The sequence below is a fragment of the Lysobacter claricitrinus genome, from assembly GCF_045866565.1.
GTDB classification, from domain to species: Bacteria; Pseudomonadota; Gammaproteobacteria; order Xanthomonadales; family Xanthomonadaceae; genus Cognatilysobacter; species Cognatilysobacter claricitrinus.
Window position 1 is genome coordinate 413,206 of the sequence record NZ_BAAFZV010000001.1, and the last position, 23,202, is coordinate 436,407.

Genomic DNA, 23,202 nt, shown 5'->3' on the forward strand with positions numbered 1-23,202 from the left:
CCCGCATGCACGGAGAACGCCATGGGACTGCTCGACACCCTGATGGGCCACGCCGGCGAGAAGGACATCGCCGACCTGCAGGACGAATTCGGACCGCTGCTCGCAAGCGGTGAGGCATTGCAGCGCGCGTTCGGCTTCGTGCGCGATCTCATCGTGTTCACCGATCGGCGCATGGTCATCGTCGACAAGCAGGGCATGACCGGCAAGAAGACGCGCTACCTGAGCATTCCGTACCGCGCGATCGTGATGTATTCGGTCGAGACCGCCGGGCATTTCGATCTCGACAGCGACCTGTCGATCTGGGTCTCCGGGCAAGCCGAGCCGATCACGCGCGCACTGGGCCGCGGCACCGGTGCGCGCGACATCGTCGCGATCCTCGCGCAGGCCACGCGCTGAGCATGAAGGTCTACCTCGTCGGCGGCGCGGTGCGCGATCCGTTGCTGGGTGCGACGCCCGGCGACCGCGACTTCGTCGTCGTCGGCGCGACGCCACAACAGATGCTCGACGCCGGCTACAAGCCGGTCGGTCGCGATTTCCCGGTGTTTCTGCATCCCAAGACCGGCGAGGAGTACGCGCTCGCGCGCACCGAACGCAAGAGCGGCCGCGGCTATCGCGGCTTCGTCGTCGACGCCGATCCGTCGGTGACGCTGGAAGAGGATCTGCAGCGACGCGACTTCACCATCAATGCGATCGCGCGCGAGATCCGCGACGACGGCAGCGAAGGCGACATCGTCGACCCGATCGGCGGCGTGCGCGACCTGGAAGGCCGCGTGCTCCGCCACGTCGGCGACGCGTTCGTCGAAGACCCGCTGCGCGTGCTGCGCGCGGCGCGTTTCATGGCGCGACTTGCGCCGCTGGGCTTCACCGTCGCGCCGGAAACCATGGAGTTGATGCGGCGCATGGCCGCGTCCGGCGAACTCGCCGACCTCACGCCCGAACGCGTGTGGCAGGAGTTGCGGCGCTCCGTCGCCAGCGCGAAACCGTCCGCATTCGTGCGCACGTTGCATGACGCCGGCGCGCTGGGCGCGATCCTGCCGGAAGTCGAAGCGTTGTACGGCGTGCCGCAACGCGCGGAATACCATCCCGAAGTCGACACCGGCGTGCACGTCGAAATGGTCTGCGACATGGCGGCGATGCTCGCGCCCGGCGACGATGTCATCGGTTTCGCCGCGTTGACGCATGACCTCGGCAAGGCGCTAACGCCCGACGACGTGCTGCCGAAACACATCGGCCACGAGCACGCCGGCGTTGCGCCGCTGCGCGCGCTGTGCGATCGCCTGAAAGTGCCGACCGCGCACCGCCAGCTCGCGACGTTGGTGTGCCGCGAACACCTCAACGTGCACCGCTTCGACGACCTGCGCGCCAGCACTGTGCACGACCTGCTGCAACGCTGCGACGGTTTCCGCAATCCGCAACGCATCACGCAACTCGCGATCGCCTGCGAAGCCGACAAGCGCGGCCGCCTCGGCCTCGAGGACGAACCCTATCCGCAGCGCGACGCGCTGATCCACGCGCTCGACGCCGCACGCGGCGTGCGTGCCGATGCGTTGGCGAGTGAAGGCCTTGAAGGCCCGGCACTCGGCGAGGCACTGCGGCGCGAACGCATCCGTGCGATCGCGCAGGCGACGGGCAAGAAGCCATGACGCGTGGGTCGCGCCGCATTGAATCGCCGCGAAACGAAAACGGGCGGCCGAAGCCGCCCGTTCCGACGACGGCCCGTACTCAGAACCGCCAGTCCACCCGCGCGTAGTAGCTGCCGCCGTTCATGCCGAACGGAAGCGTCTCCCAGCCGTAGGTGAAGCCGAGCTGCGGGAACGGGAAGCCGCCGTTCCGGTCCCACTTGTCGGGGTAGGTGTCGAAGATGTTGTCGGCGCCCACGGTCAGGCTCACTGCCGGCGTGAAGCGGTAGCGCACGCTGGCGTCGAACAGCCACTTGCCGCTCCACGTCTGCTTGATGCCGGGCGTGAAGCCCTCGCCCGACACCGAACCGAAGTAGTTCGCGCGCGACATCAACTGCCACTTGCCCTGGTCGTACAACCCCTGCAGCACGTGGTGGGCGCGCGGCTGGCCTTCCTCGATGAGCGTGACCTGCGTGTCGTCGAACAGCTGCGACGGCGACAGGATCGGCGACTGCGAGCGGCGGTCGGTCACTTCGGTGCGGTTGAAGTGCACGAGCGCGGTCAGGTTGAGCTTGGCGCCGCTGGCGAATGTGGTGTCGTGGTTGGCGACGAAATCGACGCCCTCGGTCTTGGTGTCGATCGCATTGGTGAAGAACAGCACCTGGCCGACGCCGATGGGATCGAGGATCGCGCTGATCGGGCAGTTGCTGTTGGTCGCGTTGCACGGCAGCCCGTCGGTGCCGGTGGTTTCGGGCTGGATGTTGGACGAGAAGATGATGCGGTCGTCGATATCGATGCGGAACACGTCCATCGTCAGCGAGAAGCGATCGGTCGGCTTCCATACGAAGCCGAGGCTGCCGCTCTTCGACGTTTCGTCCTTCAGCGGTTCGATGCCGAACGCGCGGGTGACGTCGCTGTCCTGCCGCGCAGTGAGCGTGTCGGTCAACACGCCTGCCGCGTTGAGGTTGGTCGAGCGCTGGCTGTAGAACAGCTGCTGCACGCCGGGCGCGCGGAAGCCCGTCTCGAGCGTTCCGCGAAGCGCGAAGCGCGGCGATGCATCCCAGCGCATCGAGAGCTTGCCGGTGGTGGTGTTGCCGAAGTCGCTGTAGTCCTCGAAGCGCACGGCGCCGGCCAGCAGGAAGTTTTCGGCGAGGTTGGTTTCCGCGTCGAAATAGATCGCCTGGCTGTGGCGACCGTCGTCGACCGCTTCGTTCGGCGAGAAGCCGGGGAAGCCCTGCATGCCTGGCTGCGCGATGTCGCCGGTCTGTCCGCGGATGACGATCGCGCGGTTGTCGGTGCGGCCGTAGGTGTAGGACACCGGGTCACCGGGCGTGATGCGGTAGTCGTCGCTGCGCCATTCGTAACCGGTGGCGAGGTAGAGCGGACGCCCGCCGAAGCCGTCGACGCTGCCGTTGAAGTCGAGGTTGAACGTGGTCTGGTCGGCCTGCAATTTGCCGGTGTCGGCCTCCCTCGGCGAATCGGCGTAGATGCCGCCACCCGCCAGCGGTTCGTAGTACCAGCTCACGTTGACCGAGTTCGATTCGTGGAAGCCGAACCGGCTGCGCCCGCGGTTCACCGACACGTCCCAGTCCCACGTGCCGGCGAGCGGCGCGCGATAGCCGACGGCGAGCGACGTGTCGTCCACCGTCGTGCGGATGTTGGGCAGGAAGCCGTCGGGGTAGTACTCGGGCACCGTGCGGTTGTCGCCCGCGGTGCGGAAGAAGCCGAACGAGCTGCCCTTGCGATGCGACAAGCCGCCGAACCAGTACAGTTCGCCGGCGCCGAGTGGGAGGCCGCCGTTGAGCCAGAAGTAGGCGTCCTTGGCTTCGGCGTCGCCGAGATGCTGGGTGACACGCGGCGGGCTGACACGCAACTCGTCGGGGCCGGCGCGATTGGTTTCGCCGCGGTCGCGGTATTCGCCGGTGAGGTTGAGGTAGCCGTCCGCGCCCAGCGCGACACCGGTGTTCGCCGACACGGACAACAGCTCGCCGTCGCCCTTGTAGGTCTGCCCCGCCTGCACCGACACATCGGTGTGATCGGTCTGCTTCCTCAGGATGATGTTGATGACGCCGGCGATCGCGTCGGAGCCGTACTGCGCCGCCGCGCCATCGCGCAGCACTTCGATGTGGTCGACCGCACCGAGCGGGATGGCGTTGATGTCGGTGCCGGCGGAACCGCGACCGATCGTCTGCTGCACGTTGACCAGCGCCTGCTGGTGACGACGCTTGCCGTTGACGAGCACCAGCACCTGGTCGGGGCCGAGCGCGCGCAACGTGGCGGGTCGCAGGATGTCGGTGCCGTCCGACACCGTGGTGCGCGAGAAATTGAAGCTCGGCTCGAGCATCTGCAGGATCTGGCCGACCTCCTGCGCACCGGTGGCTTCGAGTTCCTCGCGACGGATCACATCGACGGGCGCGGCGGTGTCGGCGGCGGTGCGGCCGCGCACGCGCGAACCGGTGACCTGCACCGTGTCGAGCTGCTTGGCGGATGCATCGGGGGTGGGCGTGGCGTCCTGTGCGAACGCGGGCAGCGCGGCGACGGCCAGCGCGGCGACGATCGCCTGCGCGAGGCGATGACGTTGAGCGGTCATACGAATTCCTTTCGATGGCTGAGGACGGACTTCCCCTGTCAAGTCCGGGCCAGACCTTCCCTTATCGCCCGCGGGCGCGCAAGCCCGGGGGAACCCTCAACGTCCGTACGTCGGCCGATGCGCCTTGACGGCCATCACGACACCGAGGCCCGCGAGCAGCGAGACGGCAGACGTGCCGCCATAGCTCAACAGCGGCATCGGTACGCCGACCACCGGCAACAGGCCCGCGATCATGCCGCCGTTGACGATCACGTAGACGCAGAACGCCATCGCCAGCGCACCCGCGATAAGTCGCGAATAGCCGTCGCGCGCTTCCACCGCGATCCACAGGCAGCGCGCGATCACGAACATGTAGAGCGCGATCACGGTGATCACGCCGATCCAGCCGAACTCCTCGCTCAACACCGCGAACACGAAGTCGGTGGTGTGTTCGGGCAGGTAGTTCAGATGCGATTGCGAACCGTGCATCCAGCCCTTGCCGGTCAGGCCGCCCGCACCGATCGCGATCTTCGACTGGATGATGTTCCAGCCTGACCCGAGCGGATCGGATTCGGGATTGAGGAAGGTGAGGATGCGGTCCTTCTGGTACGGACGCAGCAGGAAGAACCAGGCGACCGGCGCCGCGCTGGCAACGCCCGCACCCGCGGCAGCGAACCACCACCACGACAGCCCCGCGAGATACAGCACGAACGCACCGCTGAGCGCGACGAGCATCGCGGTACCGAAGTCGGGCTGCTTGAGGATCAGCAGCGTCGGCACCGCGATGATCGTCGCCGCGACCATCGTCACCTTGAAGCTCGGCGGCAGCGGGCGACGGTTGAGATACCACGCGACCATCATCGGCAGGCTCAGCTTGAGCACTTCCGAGGGCTGGAAATAGAACACGCCCAGGTTGATCCACAGGTTGCCGTGCTTGCCGCTGCCGATCAGCAGCACGACGAACAGCGGCACGATCGACGCACCGTACAGATACGGCGTCCAGTTGCGCAGCTGGTGCACCGGGATGCGCGAGATCGCCCACATCGCGCCGAGACCGAGGCCGTAATGCGCGCCGCGCGCCATCACCATGCGCACCGAGCCGTCGCCGGCGCTGTAGATCACCGCGAGCCCGATCACCATCAGCGCGAGCAGCGCGCCGAGCAGCGGCAGGTCGAGCGTGCGCGTGAAGCGCTGCGTCATGTCGTACAGCCAGCGCAGCAGGATCATCGCGCGCCTCCCTGCAACGACTTCAGCACCGCCAGCGCGCGTCGCGACGCCGCCTCACCGCGCGCGACCGCCACCGGCTTGGCGGTCGGCAGCGGCTCTGGCGACGCGGGCGCGGGTTCTTCGTCATCCGGTTCCGGCACGGCCGCAGGCGGCGTACCCGGCTTCGGCGGTGGCGCGGGCGTCGGGATTTCCGTCGGCGGCACGTAGTCGAGCGGCGCGCCGCCCTGCGGCGAACGGGCCACGCCTTCTTCCGGCTCCGGCATCTTGCCGATCAGCCACGCATCGAACACCTTGCGTGCGATCGGCGCGGCCGACGACGCACCGAATCCGCCGTGCTCCACCGACACCGCGATCGCGATGCGCGGGTTGTCCGCCGGCGCATACGCGACGAACAGCGCCTGGTGCCGCAGGTTGTACGGCAGCGCATGCGGATCGACGTTGCGACCGGCCTGTCGACCGACCTTCTGCGCGGTGCCCGTCTTGCCCGCCATCAGGTACGTCGCGCCACGCGCGATGTTCGCCGCGGTGCCGCCGCCATGCACGGTGGCGACCATGCCGTCCTGCACCGCATGCAGGTGCTGTTCGCTTTCGGTGATGCGCGCGCCCGGCGGATGCGGTGTCGCGCGCCACGGGCCGTTGTAACCGTCGCGCGTGGACATCACCAGGTGCAACGGATTCAACGCGCCACCGTTCGCGATCGCCGCCGTGCCGCGCGCGAGCTGCAGCACCGTTGCCACCCAGTAGCCCTGGCCGATGCCCGCGATCACGGTTTCGCCCGCGTACCACGGGTCCTTGCTGCGCTTGGCCTTCCAACCCGGCGACGGCACGATGCCGACGTTTTCGCCGAGCAGGTCGATACCCGACTTCTGCCCGAAACCGAACTTGCGCATGTAGGCATCGAACTTGTCGATGCCCATGTCGAACGCGAGCTTGTAGTAGTAGAAGTTGACCGACTGCGCGATCGACTTCTTGAGATCCGTCCAGCCAGCCGCGCCGTGCGCGTCGCGATAACCGCGCTTCTGGCCGGGGATATGGAATTCGCCGGTGGAAAACACCGCCGTCTCCGGCGTGCGCAGGCCGCTGTCGAGGCCGGCGAGTCCGAACAAGGGCTTGATCGTCGAACCCGGCGGGCCACCGCCGAGCACCGGGCGATTGAAGAGCGGTCGAGACGGATTCGTCGTCAGCGACTTGTACGCCTTGTGCGTGATGCCGTTGACGAACAGGTTGGCGTCGTATGACGGCAGCGACACCATCGCGAGCACGTCGCCCGTCTGCGGATCGACCGCGACCGCCGCGCCGTCCATGTCGCCGAACGCGGTGACCATCGCCTGCTGCAGGTCGATGTCGATCGACAGGCGCAAGTCGGTGCCCGGTTGCGCGGGCACGCGACCAACCGTGCGCAACGGGCGGCCCTCGACATTCGTCTCGATTTTCTCGTAGCCGATGTGCCCGCGCAGTTGGTCCTCGTACGCGCGTTCCAGCCCGGTCTTGCCGATGTGCGTGAGCGCATCGAACCCCGGGCCGAGATTCTTCGCATCCGCCTCGTCGACGCGACCCACGTAACCGATCACGTGCGCGGTGAGTTCACCGTAGGGATAGCGGCGGTTGAGGTACGAGACGAGTTCGATGCCCGGATAGCGCCAGCGGTCGACCGCGAAGCGCGCGGCTTCCTCGTCGCTCAGGCGCATCTTCAACGTGATCGGCTTGAACCCGCGCGAACCACGTCGCGCGTCGTCGAAGCGTTCGACGTCTTCGGGCGCGAGCTCGATGATCTTCGCGATGCCCGGCAGCCACTTCGCCGAATCGCCCGCTTCGCTGGGGGTGACGTCCAGGCGCCATGCCGGCACGTTGTCGGCGAGGATGCGGCCCTTGCGGTCGTAGATGAGCCCGCGGCCCGGAACGATCGGTTGCAGCTTGATGCGGTTGGCTTCCGAGCGCGTCACGAAGTCATCGTGCTGCAGCACCTGCAGCCGGAAATACCAGCCGCCGAGCCCCAGCAGCGCACCGAGGATGCACACCAGCGCGAGGAAGGCGCGACCGCGGAACTGCGCGGCTTCCGCGCCCGCATTCTTCATGCGGCGGTTGCGACGCTGGCCGAGCGCGATGCGCGAACGTTTCATCGCCGGCGTCGCCACGCACCCAGGCGCAGTGCATCGAGCACCAGGAACACCGGCGGCCACAGGAACATGGCCGCGAGTGGCGCGAACCAGTACGCCATCGGCAACGTCGGTTCACCGAGCGCCGCATGCAGGCCCGCGCTGACGATGCGATCGTTGAGCAGCAACGCGCCCAGCGTGAGCGCCTGCTGCGAGAGCGGGAAGAACCGCAGGCGCGCGCGGAAGCGCTGCACGATGAAGGCGAGGATGACCAGCCGCAGCGCCTGCTCGCCAAGCAATCCGCCATAGACGACATCGGCGATCAGGCCGACCACGAACGCGAAGCCAAGGCCGACACGATCGGGATCCTCGATCAGCCAGTACGCGAGCACCAGCGCGATCCAGAACGGCCGCAGCGGCGCGACGGTGATCGGCAACGGCAGCAGGCCGAGCAACAGCGCGACGATCAGGCTGACGTAGAGGATCCAGCGGGGATAAGCGCGCATCAGCGACCTCCCGGCGGCGGATTCGCCGGCGTCTGCGATGCCGGCGCGGTGTCCGGTGCACGCGACGGCGTAGTGCGCGTTTCGGTCGGTGGTGTGGCGCTGGTCGACGCGGGCTGCGTTGCGGTCGTCGTTGTCGGCGCCCCACCCGGTTCGCCCGCCATTCCCACCGCCGATGCGGGCCCACCCGTGGTGGCCTGCGGTGGCATCGGCGGGGGCGGCAGGCTGATGCGGTTGGAGCGCAACAGCAGCACTTCGCGACCGCGGTCGAGTTGCGCAGCGGGGCGCACGTCGCCCTCGAGGAACGCGCGGCTTTCGTCGGGACGCAACGCGACAATGCGACCGACCGGGAAGCCCGGCGGAAAACGTCCGCCAAGCCCCGACGTCACGATCGTGTCGCCCACCTTGATGTCGCTCGACAGCGGAACGTTCGCGAGAGAAAGAAGATCGCTGCGACCGGTTCCGTAGGCCACCAGGCGCACGCCATTGCGCGCGAGCGCGACCGGCACCGCGTGGTCGGGATCGGTGATCAGCAGCACGTCCGAATGCAGCGGACCGACGTGCGTCACCTGGCCCAGCAGGCCATATGCGTCGATCACGCTTTGTCCCTCGCGCACCGAGTCGCGCGAGCCGGCATCGAGGACGACGCGCTGGTGCGTGGGATCGAGGTCGACGTCGAGGATCGGCGCAAGCTGCACGTCGAGCCCGCCGCGTTGCGCGGCATCGAGCAAGGCACGCAGGCGCGCGTTGTCGGTGATGACGGTGGAGAGTCGCGCGACGCGCGCCTGCGAGATCAGCAGTTCGCGACGCAACTGGTCGTTGCGATGCGCGAGCTGCGCGACGGTGGCGACGTTGTCGACCGTGCTGTCGGCGACGCGACCGGGAAGTCCGGCAACGGCGCGCACCGGTTCGACGACCACCCCGACCTGCTCGCGCAGATGATGCATCCAGCCGCCGCGATGATCGAGCACCGCCAGCGTGACCCCGGCCGCGAGATACGCGAGCAGGCGCAGCGTTCCAGCGGCATCCCCGAGTCGGGCGGGAGCGGACGGTGCAGGCACGTGCGGACGGGGCCGGATCGTCAGGTGGAGTTCGCGATCCCTGCGGACACGGCGAATGCCGGTCCGCGTTGCGGGGGCGGCGTCGATCGCGATCGCCGCGCCCCCGTGGTCGCGGCCTTATTCGGGCGCGAAGAACTCGTTGCCGTGCATGTCGACCAGCTCGAGCGCGCGGCCACCGCCACGTGCGACGCAGGTCAGCGGATCGTCCGCCCCCTGCACGTGCAGGCCGGTTTCCTCGCTGATCAGGCGGTCGACGTCGCGCAGCAGCGCGCCACCACCGGTGAGCACGATGCCGCGCTCGGCGACGTCGGCGCACAGCTCGGGCGGGGTCTGCTCGAGCGCCAAGCGGATCGCGGCGACGATGCCCGCCAGCGGCTCGCGAAGCGCTTCGAGCACTTCGTTGCTGCTGATCGAGATCATCTTCGGCACGCCCTCGGCGAGGTTGCGGCCGGAGACCTCGAGGGTGCGGACGTCCTGCTGCGGGAACGCGCAGCCGATTTCCATCTTGATGCGCTCGGCCGTCGCTTCACCGATCAGCGTGCCGTAGTGGCGGCGCACGTAGTTGATGATCGCTTCGTCGAAGCGGTCGCCGCCGATGCGCACCGACTGCGCGTAGACCACGCCGTTGAGCGCGATGACCGCGACTTCCGTGGTGCCGCCGCCGATGTCGACCACCATCGAACCGCGCGCCTCGGTCACCGGCATGCCGGCGCCGATCGCGGCGGCCATCGGTTCCTCGATCAGGTAGACGTCGCGCGCGCCGGCCTCTTCGGCCGACTCCTTGATCGCGCGGCGCTCGACCTGGGTGCTGCCGGCCGGCACGCAGACCAGCACGCGCGGGCTCGGGCGCAGGAAGCGCGACTTGTGCACCTTGCGGATGAAGTACTTGAGCATCTCTTCCGTGTAGGTGAAATCGGCGATGACGCCGTCCTTCATCGGTCGGATGGTGGTGATGTGTCCCGGCGTGCGGCCGAGCATCTGCTTGGCCTCGGCACCGACCGCGGCGACCGACCGGCTTCCGCCGACCATGCGGTCCTGGCGCACTGCGACCACGGACGGCTCGTTGAGCACGATGCCCTGGCCGCGGACATAGATGAGGGTATTGGCCGTGCCCAGGTCGATGGACAGGTCGTTGGAGAAAATGCCGCGAAACTTCTTCAACATCGGGGGAATGGCCCGCAAATAGAGTGGCGCGAGGGGGCTGCGCCGAACAGGCGCGAGAGGTGCGCCAGCCTAGCAACGCCACCCCCGTGGGGCAAGGAATCACCGGCCGATCGCGGCGTTTTCTGCCGTGCCGGGTCACACAGCGGCGGTGGTCACGATTCAGGGGCCGCCAGGACCGGCTGGCGCTGGCCGCCGCGGGGCCCCAGCCGCTACCCTACGCGCCGCGCCGCGCTGGCGCGGTGACTCTCTTTGGGGACGTATTCGATGTCAGCCTTGATCTGCGGCTCGCTGGCCTACGACACCATCATGGTGTTTCCGGACCAGTTCAAGAACCACATCCTGCCGGACAAGGTGCACATCCTGAATGTGTCGTTCCTGGTCCCGCGCATGCGCCGCGAGTACGGCGGCTGCGCCGGCAACATCGCGTACAACCTCAAGCTCATCGGCGGCGATCCGATCCCGATGGCGACCGTCGGCCAGGACTTCGCGCCGTATCGCGCGCACTTCGAGAAGTGCGGCATCCGCCTCGACCAGGTGCGCGAGATCGAGGACATGTTCACGCCGCAGGCGTTCATCACCACCGACCTCGACAACAACCAGATCACCGCGTTCCATCCGGGCGCGATGAGCCGGTCGCACGACAACCACGTGCGTGACGTCGCGGGCGTCAAGTTCGGCATCGTCGCGCCGGACGGTTACGAAGGCATGCTGCAGAACGCGCAGGAATTCCACGACTGCGGCATCCCCTTCATCTTCGATCCCGGCCAGGCGATGCCGCTGTTCAACGGCGACGAGTTCCGCCGCTTCATCGAACTCGCCGACTACGTGGTCGTCAACGACTACGAGTCGAACCTGCTGCAGGAACGCACGGGCTGGAGCGAGGCGACGATCGCCTCCAAGGTGCGCGCCTACATCACCACGCGCGGCCCACGCGGCTCGCAGATCCACACCACGACCGAATGCCACGAGATCGCCCCGGCGCGCGAGCGTGCGGTGGTGGATCCCACCGGCTGCGGTGACGCGTTCCGCGCCGGCCTGATCCTCGGCCTCATGCGCGGCATGGACCTGCCCACCTGCGGTCGCATGGGTTCGCTGATGGGCGCGCTGAAGGTCGGGCATCCGGGCACGCAGAACCAGCGTTTCACCTACGACGAATTCGCCGCCGAGTTCCACGACCAGTTCGGGTATTCGCTGTGAACCGCGGGGTGATCATGAAGCGCTCCATCGCGCTCGTCGCGGCGGCGCTGCTGGGCGCCACCTCGACCGCCAGCGCACGCGAAGTCGCTGCGCAATGCAGCGCCAGCGTCAACGGCGTCGCGTACTACTCCGACCTCTTCCAGTACGACCTGGGCGACAAAGAGCCATCGCAGTTCGGCGACATCTGGAATTCGCCGCAGGAAAAGGACTTCACCGCATACCTTCGCCGCACCTACGGCGCGACGGGCGACGAAACGGTGCACTGCAGCGTCGACGACGACGGTGAGCGCGAGGAAAGCAACAGCTTCACCTTCAACGGCACCACGGTCAGCACGGTGCAGACCGGGTACGTGCCACAGGGGCACTGAGCCGGCGTTCGCGCCGGATACCTGACGCGATGCATGGCGCTCGTTGCGGGCGCCGAACGAAACAGCCGTGGCGTCGACCGGCATTCGCGACCATCACCGCCCGACCGCACGTCAGCGGATGCCGTGCCCCACCGAAGCGGGGCACGGCGATTTACATCACGGCTCGTAACAGCACGCGCCGGACGGCAGCGCACCGAACTTGCAGTGCGCATGCACGCGGCAGCCGCTGGCCGGGTTGCTGAAGCTCAGCGCCTGCACGGAGCCGGCCACCAGCGCGCCTGCCACCACCATCATCACCATCGCGGTCTTGATCTTCGCTTTCATCGTTCTTTCCCTATCGATGCGACGGCATAGCGCGCGTCCGTGCGCCTTATGGCCGTCAAGAGGTGATCCAAGTCCCTGGTGTTGAGTTCGCCCGCGTGCGCATAGGCCACGCGACCGTCGCGATCGAGCACGACGATCAGCGGTATGGCGTGCACGCGGAACAGCGAGCCGATCCGTGGCGTGGACGGCACGATGGGAAAACCGAAGCGTTGTTCACTGACGTAGGACGCGCGCTCGGCCGCGGAAGCGCCGCTGATGCCGAGCATCTCGACCTGCAGGTGCTCGCGCGCGATCGCCGCTTCAAGCCGGCGCACGGTAGGCGCCGTGGCGAGGCAATGCGGACACCACGGCTCGAAGAAATACAGCACCTGCATTCGGTCGCGCGGTGCACCGAGCACATGCGGCGCGCCCGCCGCGTCGCGTGCCGCCACGACCGGCATCCAGTCGCCTACGTTGGGGCGCGCGCTTTCTTCGACGAACGACGCGAAGCTCGATCGCAACGTGCGGTTTTGCACCGAAAGCGTCGCGACCAGCGCACACGCGATGAGCAACGCAACGGTGAGCAGTACGTCCTTGCGCACGACGCCTCCTGGCGAGCGTCACCACGTGAAGTGGTGACATGCCAGGAATGAACGCGCCATTCGTTCGTGCGTTGACGGAGATTTTCCACGGCCGACGAACGGCGCGCGGCAACTTGATACGAAACATCTGCGATGCACGACACGCGATGCCCGCAGCGCGACATCACGCCCTGTTGCGCGTCACCAACTGCGCGTCACCAACCCGGCATCTTCGACGCGTCGAGACCACCGACTTCGAACAGCGCGGTCTGCGTGGGTGCGCCCTTCAGCGGCACGCTGATCTCCAGCGTCTTCGCCTTGCGCACCGTGCGCCACAGCGCGCGTTCGTCCTCGACAAACATCGCGATCGCTTCGTCGGTCTTCGGCCGGCTGCCGGCCATGCTGCGCGCCACGCCGTCGACTTTCATCTTCAGCGAACAGCCGCCGTAGCAATTGAAGTCGCCGTTATCGAGGACGAGGTAACTGCTGCGACCCCATGACGGATGATCGCGGAAGATCAGCCGCACGTGCGTACTGCCGGCGCCGGTGTCGATCGCGTTCTTCGAATAGATCGACGCGTTGAGCTGCTTGCCCTTGCCGACCGGCGTGGTCTGGTAGGACCACAAGCCCGCGAGCCGCGCCGACTCCGCCTGCTCCGCGGCCTTCGACTTCGCATCCGCGCACTGCGTGGCGAATTTCTTCACCGCGTCGCTCTGCGGATACCGGAACCCGAGCACATCGCAGGTCGCGCGCGCGAGCGTCCAGTTCGATGCGGCGAGCTGGCCCTCGAGTTGCTTGGCCATGTCGGCTGCAGCGGCGGCATCCTGCTGCGCCTTCGCCTTCGCGGCGGCGTTCGGATCCGGCGCTGGCCCGCACGCGGCGAGCACCAGCACCAGCACGGGCGGAAGGGCGCGCATGCGACGCATCGTTCGGTCTCCTCGACGGTGGATGCCGACAATACCAGCCGCACGCCTGCGGCGACGTCGTCGCGTCAGTGCTTCGTGCGCAGGCCCGTGAGCAGGCGACGGAACCACGCGCCGCTCTGCACCTCGGGCGAGCCGGGGCATTGCACGAGATACGGCCGACCGGTCATCGAACTCTTCGATGCGGCGAGGTCGATGAACGCTTCGGTGCTGGTGATCGCGTCACGACGCAGGAGGTAGTCGTACTTGTCCTGCAGGTGCGCGCGCGCCTTGTGCGCGTCGTACCAGCTGCCGTTGCGGTTGAAGCGGCAGCCCGAATGGTCCAGCGCGTCGAAGAGCTGCGCGATCTCGCGCTGCGCGGCCGGGGGCGGCGCCGCGAATGCGGTGGAGGCGACGGCGGACAACACGAGCGACAAGACGATGCGACGCATGACTTCTCCTCCCGGCCGTGCCGGCAATGCGACCTTACGCGAGCCTCGCTGAACCCTGCATACGCGAAAGCCGCCGACCTCGCGGTCGACGGCTTCCGTGGACACCGCCAGCCGATTACTGCTTCGTCTTGCCGGCCTTGGCGTCGGCGATCACCTGCTCGACGCTGCCCGACGTGATCGGGTGATAGCCGGCCTTCGCCTTCGCGTAGATCTGCTCGGCCAGCTGCAGGCCCTGCGGCGTTTTCACCAGCTCGCCGTACGTCGGCATGATCAGCTTGCGACGACCGACGCGCGCCAGGAACTCGGCGATCGCGTCGTTGGCCTGCGTGTAGCCGCTGCGCACGGCGAGCGGATACCAACGCTGCGCGATCTCGCCATTCGGCGTGCCGGTGAAGTGGAACACGCCATCGAGCGCAGCGAGCTGCTCGGGCTTCATCACCGGCGGCAGGCCTTCGATGAAGTGCACGTACTCGAACGTCGTCCACTTGGAGATGGCGGCGGCGGTCGGCAGCGTGCCGTTGTCGAGGTATGCCTTGCGCACCGCGTCGACGGCGTTGAAGCGCGGGCTGGTCACCTGAGGCGCGGTTGCCGGAATGCCGGGCTCGTGCAGCCATGCATCGAACTCGGCCTGCGTGACCTTGCCCGGATACTTGTCGAGCAGGTTGGCCTTCGCGTAGTCCGCGAACTGCTCGGTGGTGATCGACTGGAACGAGAAGTGGTCGAAGTAGCCGCGCAGGAAGTTGTCGAAGTCCTGGCGACCGAATCGCGTTTCGAGGAATTCGGCGAACCACGCACCCTTGGTGTAGACGGTGCCGGTGAGGTTGTCGTCCGGATCCTTCAACACCCCTTCCTTGATCGCCAGCGGCTGGCGGTCGAGGTTGTCGTTGGTGAATTCTTCCTTCAGCTCGTTGCGCGCGACGATCTTCTCCATGTCGGCGCGTTCCTTGCCGTAGAGCTGCTCGACGATGCGCATCTCGACGTAGGTGGTGAAACCTTCGTTGAGCCACGCGTCACGCGAACGCGCGAAGGTGACGAGGTTGCCCGACCAGCTGTGCGACAGCTCGTGCGCGATCAGCGACACCAGCGACTTGTCGCCGGTGATCGCGGTCGGCGTGGCGAACGTCAGGCGCGGATTCTCCATGCCGCCGTACGGGAACGACGGCGGCAGCACGAGGATGTCGTAACGACCCCAGCGATAAGGGCCGTACAGCTTCTCGGCCGTCTCCATCATCTTCTCGGTGTCGGAGAACTCGTTCGCGGCCTTCGGCGCCATCGTCGGCTCGGCCCACACGCCCGAACGCGGGCCGGTCGGCTTGAACACCAGGTCGCCCGCGGCGATGGCGAGCAGGTAGGACGGAATCGCCTGCGGCATCTCGAACGAGTAGTCGCCGTCGCGCACCGCCTTCGGATCGTTGTTCGCGCTCATCAGCACCATCACGTCCTTGGGCGAGGTCACGTGCGCGGTGTAGGTGAAGCGCACCATCGTCGTGTCCTGCAACGGCACCCACGAACGCGCGTGGATCTGCTGCGACTGGCTGAACATGAAGGGCAGCTTCTTGCCCTCGGTCATCTCCGGCGTCAGCCACTGCAGGCCCGACGCGGTCGGCGCGGTGTGGTACGTGATGCGGATGCGCTTGTTGCGCTCCGGGGCGGCGATGGTCAGCTTGCTGCCCAGGATCTTGTCGGCCGGCGCCTGCACGAAGGTGAGGTCGCGCCAGTTGCCGTCGGCGCGTTCGCCGACGACCTTCTCGACGCTGATGTCGCGCGTATCGAGAACCAGCTTGCCCCACTTCGGGTCCAGCCAGTCCAGCGTGTAGGTCACGCTGCCGGCCAGCTCCTTCTTGTCGAAGTCGACATTCAGCTCGAGCGCGATGTCCTTGGTCTTGACCTTGTCCGGTTCGGCATAGGAATGCTCGTCTAGGCGCGGCGCCTCGGCGGTCGCGGCCGGCGCGGCGGCGGCGGGCTTGGCGGTGGTGGTCGAGGCATCGCGGCGGCAGCCGGCCAGCAACAGGCCGGTCAGCGCGACGCCGAGCACGGTGAGCGTGAGAAGGGGGATGGGTCGCATCGTGGGGTCCCGTCGGAGATCGGGGCGAGTGTACTGCGCGTCGTGTCACCGGGCGCTGGACTTCCGGCACGGGTCGCCGTGACCGCGTTCGCGCATCCTCGCGCGCCGCTCTCCGTCGCGCACGACGGCGTCGCCCCTGCCATCGGTCATGGCGACGCGAGCTAAACCCGGATGCGCCGCCGCGCATCTCCTGCACGACGCCTTTCCAGAGTTCTCGATGACGCCGCTCCGCATTGCCCTCGCGCTCGCCGCGACCTTCCTCGCCTCGCCCGCGTTCGCGCAGGACGCCACCCGCATTCCGCACGTCGAAGGCGACATCGTCGTCGACGGCAAGCTCGACGATGCCGCGTGGTCGCAGGCCGTGCCGATCGATCTCGGCTACGAGATCTCGCCCGCCGACAACACGCCGGCGCCGGTGAAGACCACCATGCGCATGGCGACGACGCGCGACGCGCTGTACCTGTCGTTCCACGCAGTCGAGCCGAACCCGAAGGACATCCGCGCGCACCTCACGGACCGCGATGACGCCTACAACGACGACTTCGTCGGCGTAATGCTCGATACGTTCGACGACCACCGTCGCAACTACGAGTTCTTCGTCAATCCGCTCGGCATCCAGATGGACCTGATCCGCGAGGAAGCCACCGGCAACGAGGACGATTCCTGGGACGGCCTGTGGTCCAGCGCCGGCCGCATCACCGACGACGGCTACGACGTCGAGATCCGCATTCCGTTCTCGACGCTGCGCTTCCGCGACAACCCGGGCCCGCGCCGCTGGGGCGTGATCGCGTTCCGCAACTACCCGCGCAACGTGCGCCACCAGCTCGCCAACGTGGTGGTGCCGCGCGGCGGCAACTGCCTGCTGTGCCAGGCGGCGAAGGTCGAGGGCATGGAGGACGCGCAGCAGGGCCGCAGCCTCGAGATCGTGCCGACGCTCACCGTCACCGACTCGCAGGTGCGCGACAGCCGCGACGGCCCGTGGCATGGCGAAGGCGTGCAGATCGAGCCGGGCGTGGACGTGTCGTGGGCGCCGTCGCCGAACCTCACGTTGAACGCGACGATCAACCCGGACTTCTCCCAGGTCGAATCCGACCAGGCGCAGCTCGACCTCACCAGCAACTTCGCGTTGTACGTGCCGGAAAAGCGCCCGTTCTTCATGGAGGGCGCGGACTACTTCAACACGCCGTTCCAGGTGCTCTATACGCGCCAGATCGCCGACCCCGACTTCGGCGTACGCACCACCGGCCGCACCGGCAGCGGCGCGTTCGGCGCCTTCGCCGCGCGTGACTCGATCACCCAGCTGCTGGTGCCGGGCGTGCTCGGCTCCGGATTCGACGTGCTCGACGAACCCACCGACGTGTTCGTCGGACGCTACCGCCATGACCTCAATGCCGGCCTCAGCCTCGGCGTGATCGCCACCGCGCGCCACGGCGACGACTACCGCAATGACGTCGCGGGCGTCGACGGCCGCTGGCAGTCGGGCAAGAACACGGTGATCGCGCAGCTGCTGCGCAGCACCTCCGAATATCCGGCCGCGCTCGGCTTCGACGACAACGCGCCAAAGGGCAACGCCTTCCGCGCCGAGTACATGTACGACAGCCGCAACATCTTCCTCGACACCTGGCACGAGCAGATCGATCCCGGCTTCCGCGCGGACCTGGGCTTCATCGGCCAGGTCGGCTACGACAAGTCCCTGCTCGGCGGCGGCTACAACTGGTACTTCGACAAGGACTCGAAGATCACCAAGGTCCAGTTCTATTCGGACTTCGACATCACCCATCGCTTCGATGGCCAGCTGCTCGAACGCGAACTGGAAGCGCAGCTGCAGGCCAACGGGCCGTGGCAGAGCAACTTCGGCATCCACGGGCTGACGCGCGCGCGCTTCTGGGACGGCCAGCTGTTCGACGAGTCCTACGTCGATGTGTTCGGCAGCATGACGCCGCGCTCGGGTGTGAAGTTCGGTGGCAAGTTCCGCACCGGTCCGCAGATCGACCTCAACGCATCGCGGCGCGGCCAGGGCCGCTACATCGACGTCTACGGCAACTTCGCGTTCGGGCGCGGGCTCAGCATCGACACCGACCTGTTCCAGCAAAGCCTGCGCCGCGACGGCGGCACCGCGTTCGAAGCGACCGTGTTCGACCTGCGCTTCGGCTGGCAGTTCGATCCGCGCCAGCGCCTGCGCATCGCCGTGCAGGGCAGCAACGTCGACAAGGACCAGGCCCTGTACGTCGATCCGGTGGAAGAGCGTTCGCGCGACATCGGCGCGCAGCTGATCTATTCGTACAAGGTCAATCCGCGCACCGCGATCTACGCGGGCGGCACCGTCGGCGCATTCCTCGACGACGAGAACCGCGACATGTTCGCGAGCGAACGCGGCCTGTTCGTCAAGCTGAGCTACGGCTGGCAGCCGTAAGCGATGGCGCCGGCATCGCCGCGATGGTGCGGCGATGCATGCAGTGAAACGAAGCGTCCGTCAGCGCACTGCGCGACGGACGCGATTGCGCATCAGGCCTTGTAGCCGGTATGGATCGCGACGATGCCCGCCGACATGTTGCGGTACTTCGTTCGCACGAAACCCGCGTCGTCCATCATCGACTGCAGTTCGCGCTGCGGCGGATGCTTGCGGATGCTTTCGGCGAGATAGCGGTAGCTGCCTTCGTCGCCCGCGATCATCGCGCCGAGCTTGGGCAGTACGTTGAACGAGTGGAAGTCGTAGATCGGCCGGAACCAGTCGGCGGTGACCTGCGAGAACTCGAGCACGCGTGCCTGCCCGCCCGGACGCAGCACGCGATGCATCTCGCGCAGCGCGACGTCCTTCTCGGTGACGTTGCGCAGCCCGAACGCGATCGTGACCAGATCGAAGCGGCCGTCCGGGAACGGCAGCGCCTGTGCGTTGCACTGCACCCAGTCGAGGCCGCGCACGAGGCCGCGGTCGGTCAGCCGGTCACGGCCCACGCGCAGCATGTCGCCGTTGATGTCACCGACCACCACTTCGCCGGCGTCGCCCACGCGATCCTTCAGCAGCACCGCGATGTCGCCGGTGCCGCCGGCCAGGTCGAGCACGCGGTCGCCGCGCTTGGCCTGCGCCGTCGCGACGAAATAGCGCTTCCACAACCGGTGGATGCCCAGCGACATCAGGTCGTTCATGACGTCGTACTTCGACGCGACCGACGAGAACACCTCGCCGACGAGCTTCTGCTTCTCGCCGACAGGCACGTCGCGATAGCCGAAATGGGTGGTGCCGGGACGCGGGTCTTCGCTCATGCGGCGATTATCGCATCGCCGGGCGCCCGGCCGGGTCGACGCCGCGCTGACGCGGCGGCCACGCGCGCCGGCCGATGCTGTGCTCGGAGGGTTGTCCATGTCGACCGTGCACCACCTGAAAGGCGCGGAAGCGCTATCGCTGACCAAGGCCGCCGACCACCTGATCGAGGAGTGCCGCATGGTGCTGCCCGGCGTGCAGGCGCTGTTCGGCTTCCAGCTCATCGCGGTGTTCAGCGACCGCTTCGACACCGACCTGAGCCGGACCGAGAAGCTGATGCACCTCGGCTCGATCGCGCTGGTCGTCGTCGCCATCGCATTGATCATGACGCCCGCCGCCTACCATCGACTGACCGCACCCGACCGCATCAGCGCGCACTTCCTGCGCCTGTCGACGCGGCTGCTGATGGCGGGCATGCCGTTGCTGATGCTCGCGCTGGTGCTCGACGCCTACCTCGTCGGCCGGCTGATCGACGGCCCGCGGATCAGCCTCGCCATCGCGACCACGCTGTTCGCCGTGTTCGTGGCGCTGTGGTTCGTGTTGCCGATCGTCAGCCGGCTGCTGCGACTGGATGCGACGGCGCCGCCGTGAGCACATCGGCGCGCTAACCTCGGCGCGACGCCCCCGCGCTCGGCGGAGCCCGCGATGCATTCGACGCCCGATCACGAAACGCGGCACGCCGCCGGCTCCGGGCTGGCCGTGCATCGCCACGCCGGCGCCTACGCCGCCCTGGTGCGCGAGGGCGATCATGTCGAGGTTGGCCTGGAGGGTCCGCGACGCTGCGAGCCCGGGCTGATCGTCGTCCATCCCGCGTTGCAGGCGCACGGCAACCGCTTCGGCCGCCATGGCGCGCGCGTACTCAATGCGCCGGTGCCCGACGACGTCGCGAGCGGCGTGTTCCGCGTGGCGTCGCTCGCGGAGGCCTGCGAAACGTTCCTGCGCGCGCCGCACCGCGTGACCGCCCTGCTCACGACATGCACGGCGGTCGATGCGCGTGTCGACCTGCCGGACTGGCAATGCGCATTGGTCGCGCGCCTCAGCGACGACGCCGCGTCGATCGGCGAGATCACGACCGAACTCGACATCACGCCCGCGCATGCCAGCCGTGCGATCGCCGCGGCGTACGGACTGTCGCCGCAACGCCTGCGGCGCGAGATCCGCTGGCAGCGCGCGCTGAGGCTGTTGCGCGGCGAAATGGCGCTGGCGCAGGTGGCGATCGATGCGGGCTTCGCCGACCAGCCGCATTTCAACCGTGTGTGCCGGCAGGAAACCGGCCTGGCGCCCGCCGCGCTGCGCCGCCACCTCAACTGCGTTCAAGACCACGCCGCGACCGTTTGATCGAATGGTGCATCGCCGCTGCGTGACGCCACCATGCCCCGCCCCGCCCCCCTGCTGACCGCCCTGCTCCTGCTCGTCGCCCCGCTGCACGCGGCCGAACCGTCCGCCACGCAGGCGGCGATCGACGCGTCCACCACCGCCATGCTCGACGGCGACGCGCCGCGCGCACTCGCCGCGCTTGCCGCCGTACCGGATGCGCAATGGAGCGGCAAGGACGCGGACTATCGCCACTGCCTGCAGCAGCGCTTCGACACGACGCCGCCGCAGGCATCGACGTCGATCAGCGATCCGCTCGCACGCGACGTGCTCGCCATCTACCAGCGCTACTGGTGGTCCGCGCTGCGCGAACCCGCCAAGCGCACGGATGCCGACGCGGTATTGCTCGCCGACCTGCGCAAGCGCATCGGCACCGACGCGGCCAAGGCCACCACGCTCGACGATCTCGACCCCATCGTCGAGCGCGATCTTGCCGCGCGCGGGTGGCACGTGTTGCAGGGCGTGACGCCGCCACTGCGCGAGCTGATGCTGTGGCAGCGCCAGCAGACGCGACAGTTTGTGGTGCCGCTGCCCGACGGCGCGCAACCGGTCGACGTCGATCTTCTCGACGGCTTTGCGAGTTACGGCTGGTCATCGTTCGCGCGCTGCGATCGCGGCTCCAACGGCGGTTGGACGACCGACACCCGGCTGTTCGCGGTGCTGCCGCTGTACGACGGCGGCGTCGATGGCGAAGACTTCCGCGTGGTCTTCCTCGCGCATGAAGCGCAGCATTTCGCCGACAAGCACCGCTTTCCGGGGCTTGCGAACTGGGAACTCGAATACCGCGCCAAGCTCGTCGAGCTCGCCATGGCCGACCGCGTGCGCGAGCGTCGCCTGCACTACTTCATGAGCTCGCAGGGCGACGACCCGAGCGTGCCGCACAACTATGCGAATCGTCGCGTCATCGAAGACGTGCGGGCGAAACTTGGCGCATCGCCCGATACGGTTTCAGTCACCGCGCTGCAGGCCGCCGCGCGCGACGTGCTACAAGCCGACACGCAACGCCGCCTCGCGGCAATGCATGCAACGCCCGCCGCGCCGAGTACGGGTCAGAGGATGTAACGCGAAAGATCCGGATCCTTCACCAGCTCGCCGAGGTGCGCGTCGACATAGGCCGCGTCGATCGTAAGCGAGTCACCGCCCCGGTCCGGCGCTTCGTAGCTCAGCGTGTCGAGCAGGCGCTCCAGCACCGTGTGCAGGCGGCGCGCGCCGATGTTTTCCTGGCGTTCGTTCACCAGCGCCGCGAGTTCGGCGAGGCGCTCCACAGCGTCCGGCGCGAATGCGAGTTCGACGCCTTCCGTGCGCATCAACTCCACGTACTGCGTGGTGAGCGACGCGCGCGGCTCGGTCAGGATCTTGACGAAGTCGTCCTTGGAGAGCGACGACAGCTCGACTCGGATCGGGAACCGGCCCTGCAATTCGGGTATGAGATCGCTGGGCTTGGCAAGGTGGAACGCGCCCGACGCGATGAACAGGATGTGGTCGGTCTTCACCGATCCGTATTTCGTCGCCACCGTGGAGCCCTCGACCAGCGGCAGCAGGTCGCGTTGCACGCCTTCGCGTGACACGTCGCCGCCGGTCGCGCCGCTTTCGCCGCGCTTGGCGATCTTGTCGATCTCGTCGATGAAGACGATGCCGTGCTGCTCGCAGGCTTCGATCGCCGCGTCGCGCACGTCCTCCTCGTCGACGAGCTTCGCCGCTTCCTCCTCGACCAGCTGCGAACGCGCGGCCGCGATCGCAAGGCTGCGACGATGCGTCTTCGCACCGGCCACCTGCGAGAACATCTGCCGAAGCTGCTGGCCCATCTCCTCCATGCCCGGCGGCGCCATGATGTCGACGCCGACGTTCACCGCTGTCTCGATCTCGATCTCGCGCTCGTCCAGCGCGCCCGTGCGCAACTGCTTGCGCAGCTTGCTGCGCGTGGCGTCGTACTTCTTCTGCTCGTCCGCGTCGTCCTGGTGCGCCTGCGTGTCCTCGAAGCCGAACACGGGCCCCTTCTCGCGACGCGGCAACAACGCATCGAGGATGCGTTCCTCCGCGCGCTCCTCGGCCTGCGTGCGCACGCGCGTCTTGGCCTGCTCGCGATACATCTTGACCGCGGTGTCGGCGAGGTCGCGCACGATCTGCTCGACATCCTTGCCGACGTAGCCGACCTCGGTGAAGCGCGTGGCTTCGACCTTCACGAACGGCGCGTTCGCGAGCGTGGCGAGGCGGCGCGCGATCTCGGTCTTGCCGACGCCGGTCGGGCCGATCATCAGGATGTTCTTCGGCATCACTTCGTTGCGCAGCTCCGGCTCGAGCTGCATGCGCCGCCAGCGGTTGCGCAGCGCGATGGCGACTGCGCGCTTGGCGTCGTGCTGGCCGACGATGTGGCGGTCGAGTTCCTGCACGATCTCGCGCGGGGTCATGGTGGCGCTGCTGGTGTCGGGCTTCACGGGAATGAGCGATCCGGAATTCGG

21 protein-coding genes are annotated in these 23,202 nt (G+C 67.7%); 8 read left to right on the top strand and 13 right to left on the bottom strand.

Going from position 1 to position 23,202, the window contains the following annotated elements:
• The first annotated feature begins 21 nt into the window (after positions 1-21).
• Both ACKTTN_RS01830 and ACKTTN_RS01835 read left to right on the top strand, forming a co-directional pair.
• Positions 22-396 (top strand): PH domain-containing protein, encoded by a 375-nt coding sequence (locus ACKTTN_RS01830; protein WP_407908167.1) that lies wholly within the window; start codon positions 22-24, stop codon positions 394-396.
• Between the two features lie 2 nt (positions 397-398).
• On the top strand, positions 399-1,643 hold the full coding sequence (locus ACKTTN_RS01835; RefSeq protein ID WP_407908168.1) for a multifunctional CCA addition/repair protein: 1,245 nt from the start codon (positions 399-401) through the stop codon (positions 1,641-1,643).
• 79 nt (positions 1,644-1,722) lie between these two features.
• On the opposite strand, the gene ACKTTN_RS01840 is transcribed toward ACKTTN_RS01835, so the two are convergent.
• The 6 genes from ACKTTN_RS01840 to ACKTTN_RS01865 form a co-directional block, all read right to left on the bottom strand.
• Positions 1,723-4,209 (bottom strand): TonB-dependent receptor plug domain-containing protein, encoded by a 2,487-nt coding sequence (locus ACKTTN_RS01840; RefSeq protein WP_407908169.1) that lies wholly within the window; start codon positions 4,207-4,209, stop codon positions 1,723-1,725.
• Positions 4,210-4,305: 96 nt separating this feature from the next.
• Complete coding sequence (gene rodA / locus ACKTTN_RS01845; protein ID WP_407908170.1) at positions 4,306-5,415, bottom strand: rod shape-determining protein RodA; 1,110 nt, start codon at positions 5,413-5,415, stop codon at positions 4,306-4,308.
• On the bottom strand, positions 5,412-7,535 hold the full coding sequence (gene mrdA, locus ACKTTN_RS01850; protein WP_407908171.1) for a penicillin-binding protein 2: 2,124 nt from the start codon (positions 7,533-7,535) through the stop codon (positions 5,412-5,414). Before mrdA ends, rodA begins: the two co-directional genes overlap by 4 nt.
• A complete protein-coding gene (gene mreD / locus ACKTTN_RS01855; RefSeq protein ID WP_407908172.1) occupies positions 7,532-8,017 on the bottom strand; it encodes a rod shape-determining protein MreD in 486 nt (161 codons plus the stop codon). Before mreD ends, mrdA begins: the two co-directional genes overlap by 4 nt.
• Positions 8,017-9,075 carry a rod shape-determining protein MreC gene (mreC, locus tag ACKTTN_RS01860; protein WP_407908173.1) on the bottom strand — a complete coding sequence of 353 codons (1,059 nt, stop codon included), beginning with the start codon at positions 9,073-9,075 and terminating at the stop codon, positions 8,017-8,019. Before mreC ends, mreD begins: the two co-directional genes overlap by 1 nt.
• A gap of 117 nt (positions 9,076-9,192) precedes the next feature.
• On the bottom strand, positions 9,193-10,239 hold the full coding sequence (locus tag ACKTTN_RS01865) for a rod shape-determining protein (protein WP_407908174.1): 1,047 nt from the start codon (positions 10,237-10,239) through the stop codon (positions 9,193-9,195).
• 264 nt (positions 10,240-10,503) lie between these two features.
• On the opposite strand from ACKTTN_RS01865, the gene ACKTTN_RS01870 reads away from it, so the two are divergent.
• Complete coding sequence (locus ACKTTN_RS01870) at positions 10,504-11,436, top strand: carbohydrate kinase family protein (protein WP_407908175.1); 933 nt, start codon at positions 10,504-10,506, stop codon at positions 11,434-11,436.
• 14 nt (positions 11,437-11,450) lie between these two features.
• Positions 11,451-11,804, top strand: coding sequence for a hypothetical protein (locus ACKTTN_RS01875; protein WP_407908176.1), 354 nt, complete (start codon positions 11,451-11,453; stop codon positions 11,802-11,804).
• A 156-nt stretch (positions 11,805-11,960) separates the two neighbouring features.
• Here ACKTTN_RS01875 and ACKTTN_RS01880 read toward each other — a convergent pair whose 3' ends face one another.
• The 5 genes from ACKTTN_RS01880 to ACKTTN_RS01900 all read right to left on the bottom strand — a co-directional run bounded on the left by ACKTTN_RS01880 (position 11,961) and on the right by ACKTTN_RS01900 (position 16,107).
• Positions 11,961-12,128: a hypothetical protein gene (locus tag ACKTTN_RS01880; RefSeq protein ID WP_407908177.1), complete on the bottom strand. Its 168-nt coding sequence runs from the start codon at positions 12,126-12,128 to the stop codon at positions 11,961-11,963.
• Complete coding sequence (locus tag ACKTTN_RS01885; protein ID WP_407908178.1) at positions 12,125-12,709, bottom strand: TlpA family protein disulfide reductase; 585 nt, start codon at positions 12,707-12,709, stop codon at positions 12,125-12,127. Before ACKTTN_RS01885 ends, ACKTTN_RS01880 begins: the two co-directional genes overlap by 4 nt.
• A gap of 194 nt (positions 12,710-12,903) precedes the next feature.
• Complete coding sequence (locus ACKTTN_RS01890) at positions 12,904-13,605, bottom strand: hypothetical protein (protein ID WP_407908179.1); 702 nt, start codon at positions 13,603-13,605, stop codon at positions 12,904-12,906.
• Positions 13,606-13,679: 74 nt separating this feature from the next.
• Positions 13,680-14,042, bottom strand: a complete 363-nt coding sequence (locus ACKTTN_RS01895; protein WP_407908180.1) for a YfeK family protein — start codon at positions 14,040-14,042, stop codon at positions 13,680-13,682.
• A gap of 115 nt (positions 14,043-14,157) precedes the next feature.
• On the bottom strand, positions 14,158-16,107 hold the full coding sequence (locus tag ACKTTN_RS01900; protein ID WP_407908181.1) for a M1 family metallopeptidase: 1,950 nt from the start codon (positions 16,105-16,107) through the stop codon (positions 14,158-14,160).
• 217 nt (positions 16,108-16,324) lie between these two features.
• On the opposite strand from ACKTTN_RS01900, the gene ACKTTN_RS01905 reads away from it, so the two are divergent.
• Positions 16,325-18,520: a carbohydrate binding family 9 domain-containing protein gene (locus ACKTTN_RS01905; RefSeq protein WP_407908182.1), complete on the top strand. Its 2,196-nt coding sequence runs from the start codon at positions 16,325-16,327 to the stop codon at positions 18,518-18,520.
• A gap of 92 nt (positions 18,521-18,612) precedes the next feature.
• Here the strand turns inward: ACKTTN_RS01905 and ubiE are convergent, their stop codons facing one another.
• Positions 18,613-19,371: a bifunctional demethylmenaquinone methyltransferase/2-methoxy-6-polyprenyl-1,4-benzoquinol methylase UbiE gene (gene ubiE / locus ACKTTN_RS01910; RefSeq protein WP_407908183.1), complete on the bottom strand. Its 759-nt coding sequence runs from the start codon at positions 19,369-19,371 to the stop codon at positions 18,613-18,615.
• A gap of 97 nt (positions 19,372-19,468) precedes the next feature.
• Here ubiE and ACKTTN_RS01915 point away from each other — a divergent pair, with 97 nt between their 5' ends.
• Genes ACKTTN_RS01915 through ACKTTN_RS01925 form a run of 3 tightly spaced genes read left to right on the top strand, consistent with a single transcriptional unit; the run spans position 19,469 to position 21,805 of the window.
• Complete coding sequence (locus ACKTTN_RS01915; RefSeq protein WP_407908184.1) at positions 19,469-19,960, top strand: DUF6328 family protein; 492 nt, start codon at positions 19,469-19,471, stop codon at positions 19,958-19,960.
• Positions 19,961-20,014: 54 nt separating this feature from the next.
• Complete coding sequence (locus ACKTTN_RS01920) at positions 20,015-20,707, top strand: helix-turn-helix transcriptional regulator (protein ID WP_407908185.1); 693 nt, start codon at positions 20,015-20,017, stop codon at positions 20,705-20,707.
• Positions 20,708-20,740: 33 nt separating this feature from the next.
• Positions 20,741-21,805 (top strand): hypothetical protein, encoded by a 1,065-nt coding sequence (locus tag ACKTTN_RS01925; RefSeq protein WP_407908186.1) that lies wholly within the window; start codon positions 20,741-20,743, stop codon positions 21,803-21,805.
• Here ACKTTN_RS01925 and hslU read toward each other — a convergent pair.
• A complete protein-coding gene (hslU, locus tag ACKTTN_RS01930; protein ID WP_407908696.1) occupies positions 21,793-23,151 on the bottom strand; it encodes an ATP-dependent protease ATPase subunit HslU in 1,359 nt (452 codons plus the stop codon). The genes ACKTTN_RS01925 and hslU overlap by 13 nt on opposite strands.
• Positions 23,152-23,202: the final 51 nt, after the last annotated feature.

Bases quoted from the DNA above. Each gene is read 5' to 3' on its own strand.
- ACKTTN_RS01830 (WP_407908167.1), top strand. From the start codon at position 22: ATGGGACTGCTCGACACCCTGATGGGCCACGCCGGCGAGAAGGACATC.
- ACKTTN_RS01835 (WP_407908168.1), top strand. From the start codon at position 399: ATGAAGGTCTACCTCGTCGGCGGCGCGGTGCGCGATCCGTTGCTGGGT.
- ACKTTN_RS01840 (WP_407908169.1), bottom strand. From the start codon at position 4,209: ATGACCGCTCAACGTCATCGCCTCGCGCAGGCGATCGTCGCCGCGCTG.
- rodA (WP_407908170.1), bottom strand. From the start codon at position 5,415: ATGATCCTGCTGCGCTGGCTGTACGACATGACGCAGCGCTTCACGCGC.
- mrdA (WP_407908171.1), bottom strand. From the start codon at position 7,535: ATGAAACGTTCGCGCATCGCGCTCGGCCAGCGTCGCAACCGCCGCATG.
- mreD (WP_407908172.1), bottom strand. From the start codon at position 8,017: ATGCGCGCTTATCCCCGCTGGATCCTCTACGTCAGCCTGATCGTCGCG.
- ACKTTN_RS01865 (WP_407908174.1), bottom strand. From the start codon at position 10,239: ATGTTGAAGAAGTTTCGCGGCATTTTCTCCAACGACCTGTCCATCGAC.
- ACKTTN_RS01870 (WP_407908175.1), top strand. From the start codon at position 10,504: ATGTCAGCCTTGATCTGCGGCTCGCTGGCCTACGACACCATCATGGTG.
- ACKTTN_RS01875 (WP_407908176.1), top strand. From the start codon at position 11,451: ATGAAGCGCTCCATCGCGCTCGTCGCGGCGGCGCTGCTGGGCGCCACC.
- ACKTTN_RS01880 (WP_407908177.1), bottom strand. From the start codon at position 12,128: ATGAAAGCGAAGATCAAGACCGCGATGGTGATGATGGTGGTGGCAGGC.
- ACKTTN_RS01890 (WP_407908179.1), bottom strand. From the start codon at position 13,605: ATGCGCGCCCTTCCGCCCGTGCTGGTGCTGGTGCTCGCCGCGTGCGGG.
- ACKTTN_RS01895 (WP_407908180.1), bottom strand. From the start codon at position 14,042: ATGCGTCGCATCGTCTTGTCGCTCGTGTTGTCCGCCGTCGCCTCCACC.
- ACKTTN_RS01900 (WP_407908181.1), bottom strand. From the start codon at position 16,107: ATGCGACCCATCCCCCTTCTCACGCTCACCGTGCTCGGCGTCGCGCTG.
- ACKTTN_RS01905 (WP_407908182.1), top strand. From the start codon at position 16,325: ATGACGCCGCTCCGCATTGCCCTCGCGCTCGCCGCGACCTTCCTCGCC.
- ubiE (WP_407908183.1), bottom strand. From the start codon at position 19,371: ATGAGCGAAGACCCGCGTCCCGGCACCACCCATTTCGGCTATCGCGAC.
- ACKTTN_RS01915 (WP_407908184.1), top strand. From the start codon at position 19,469: ATGTCGACCGTGCACCACCTGAAAGGCGCGGAAGCGCTATCGCTGACC.
- ACKTTN_RS01920 (WP_407908185.1), top strand. From the start codon at position 20,015: ATGCATTCGACGCCCGATCACGAAACGCGGCACGCCGCCGGCTCCGGG.
- ACKTTN_RS01925 (WP_407908186.1), top strand. From the start codon at position 20,741: ATGCCCCGCCCCGCCCCCCTGCTGACCGCCCTGCTCCTGCTCGTCGCC.
- hslU (WP_407908696.1), bottom strand. From the start codon at position 23,151: ATGACCCCGCGCGAGATCGTGCAGGAACTCGACCGCCACATCGTCGGC.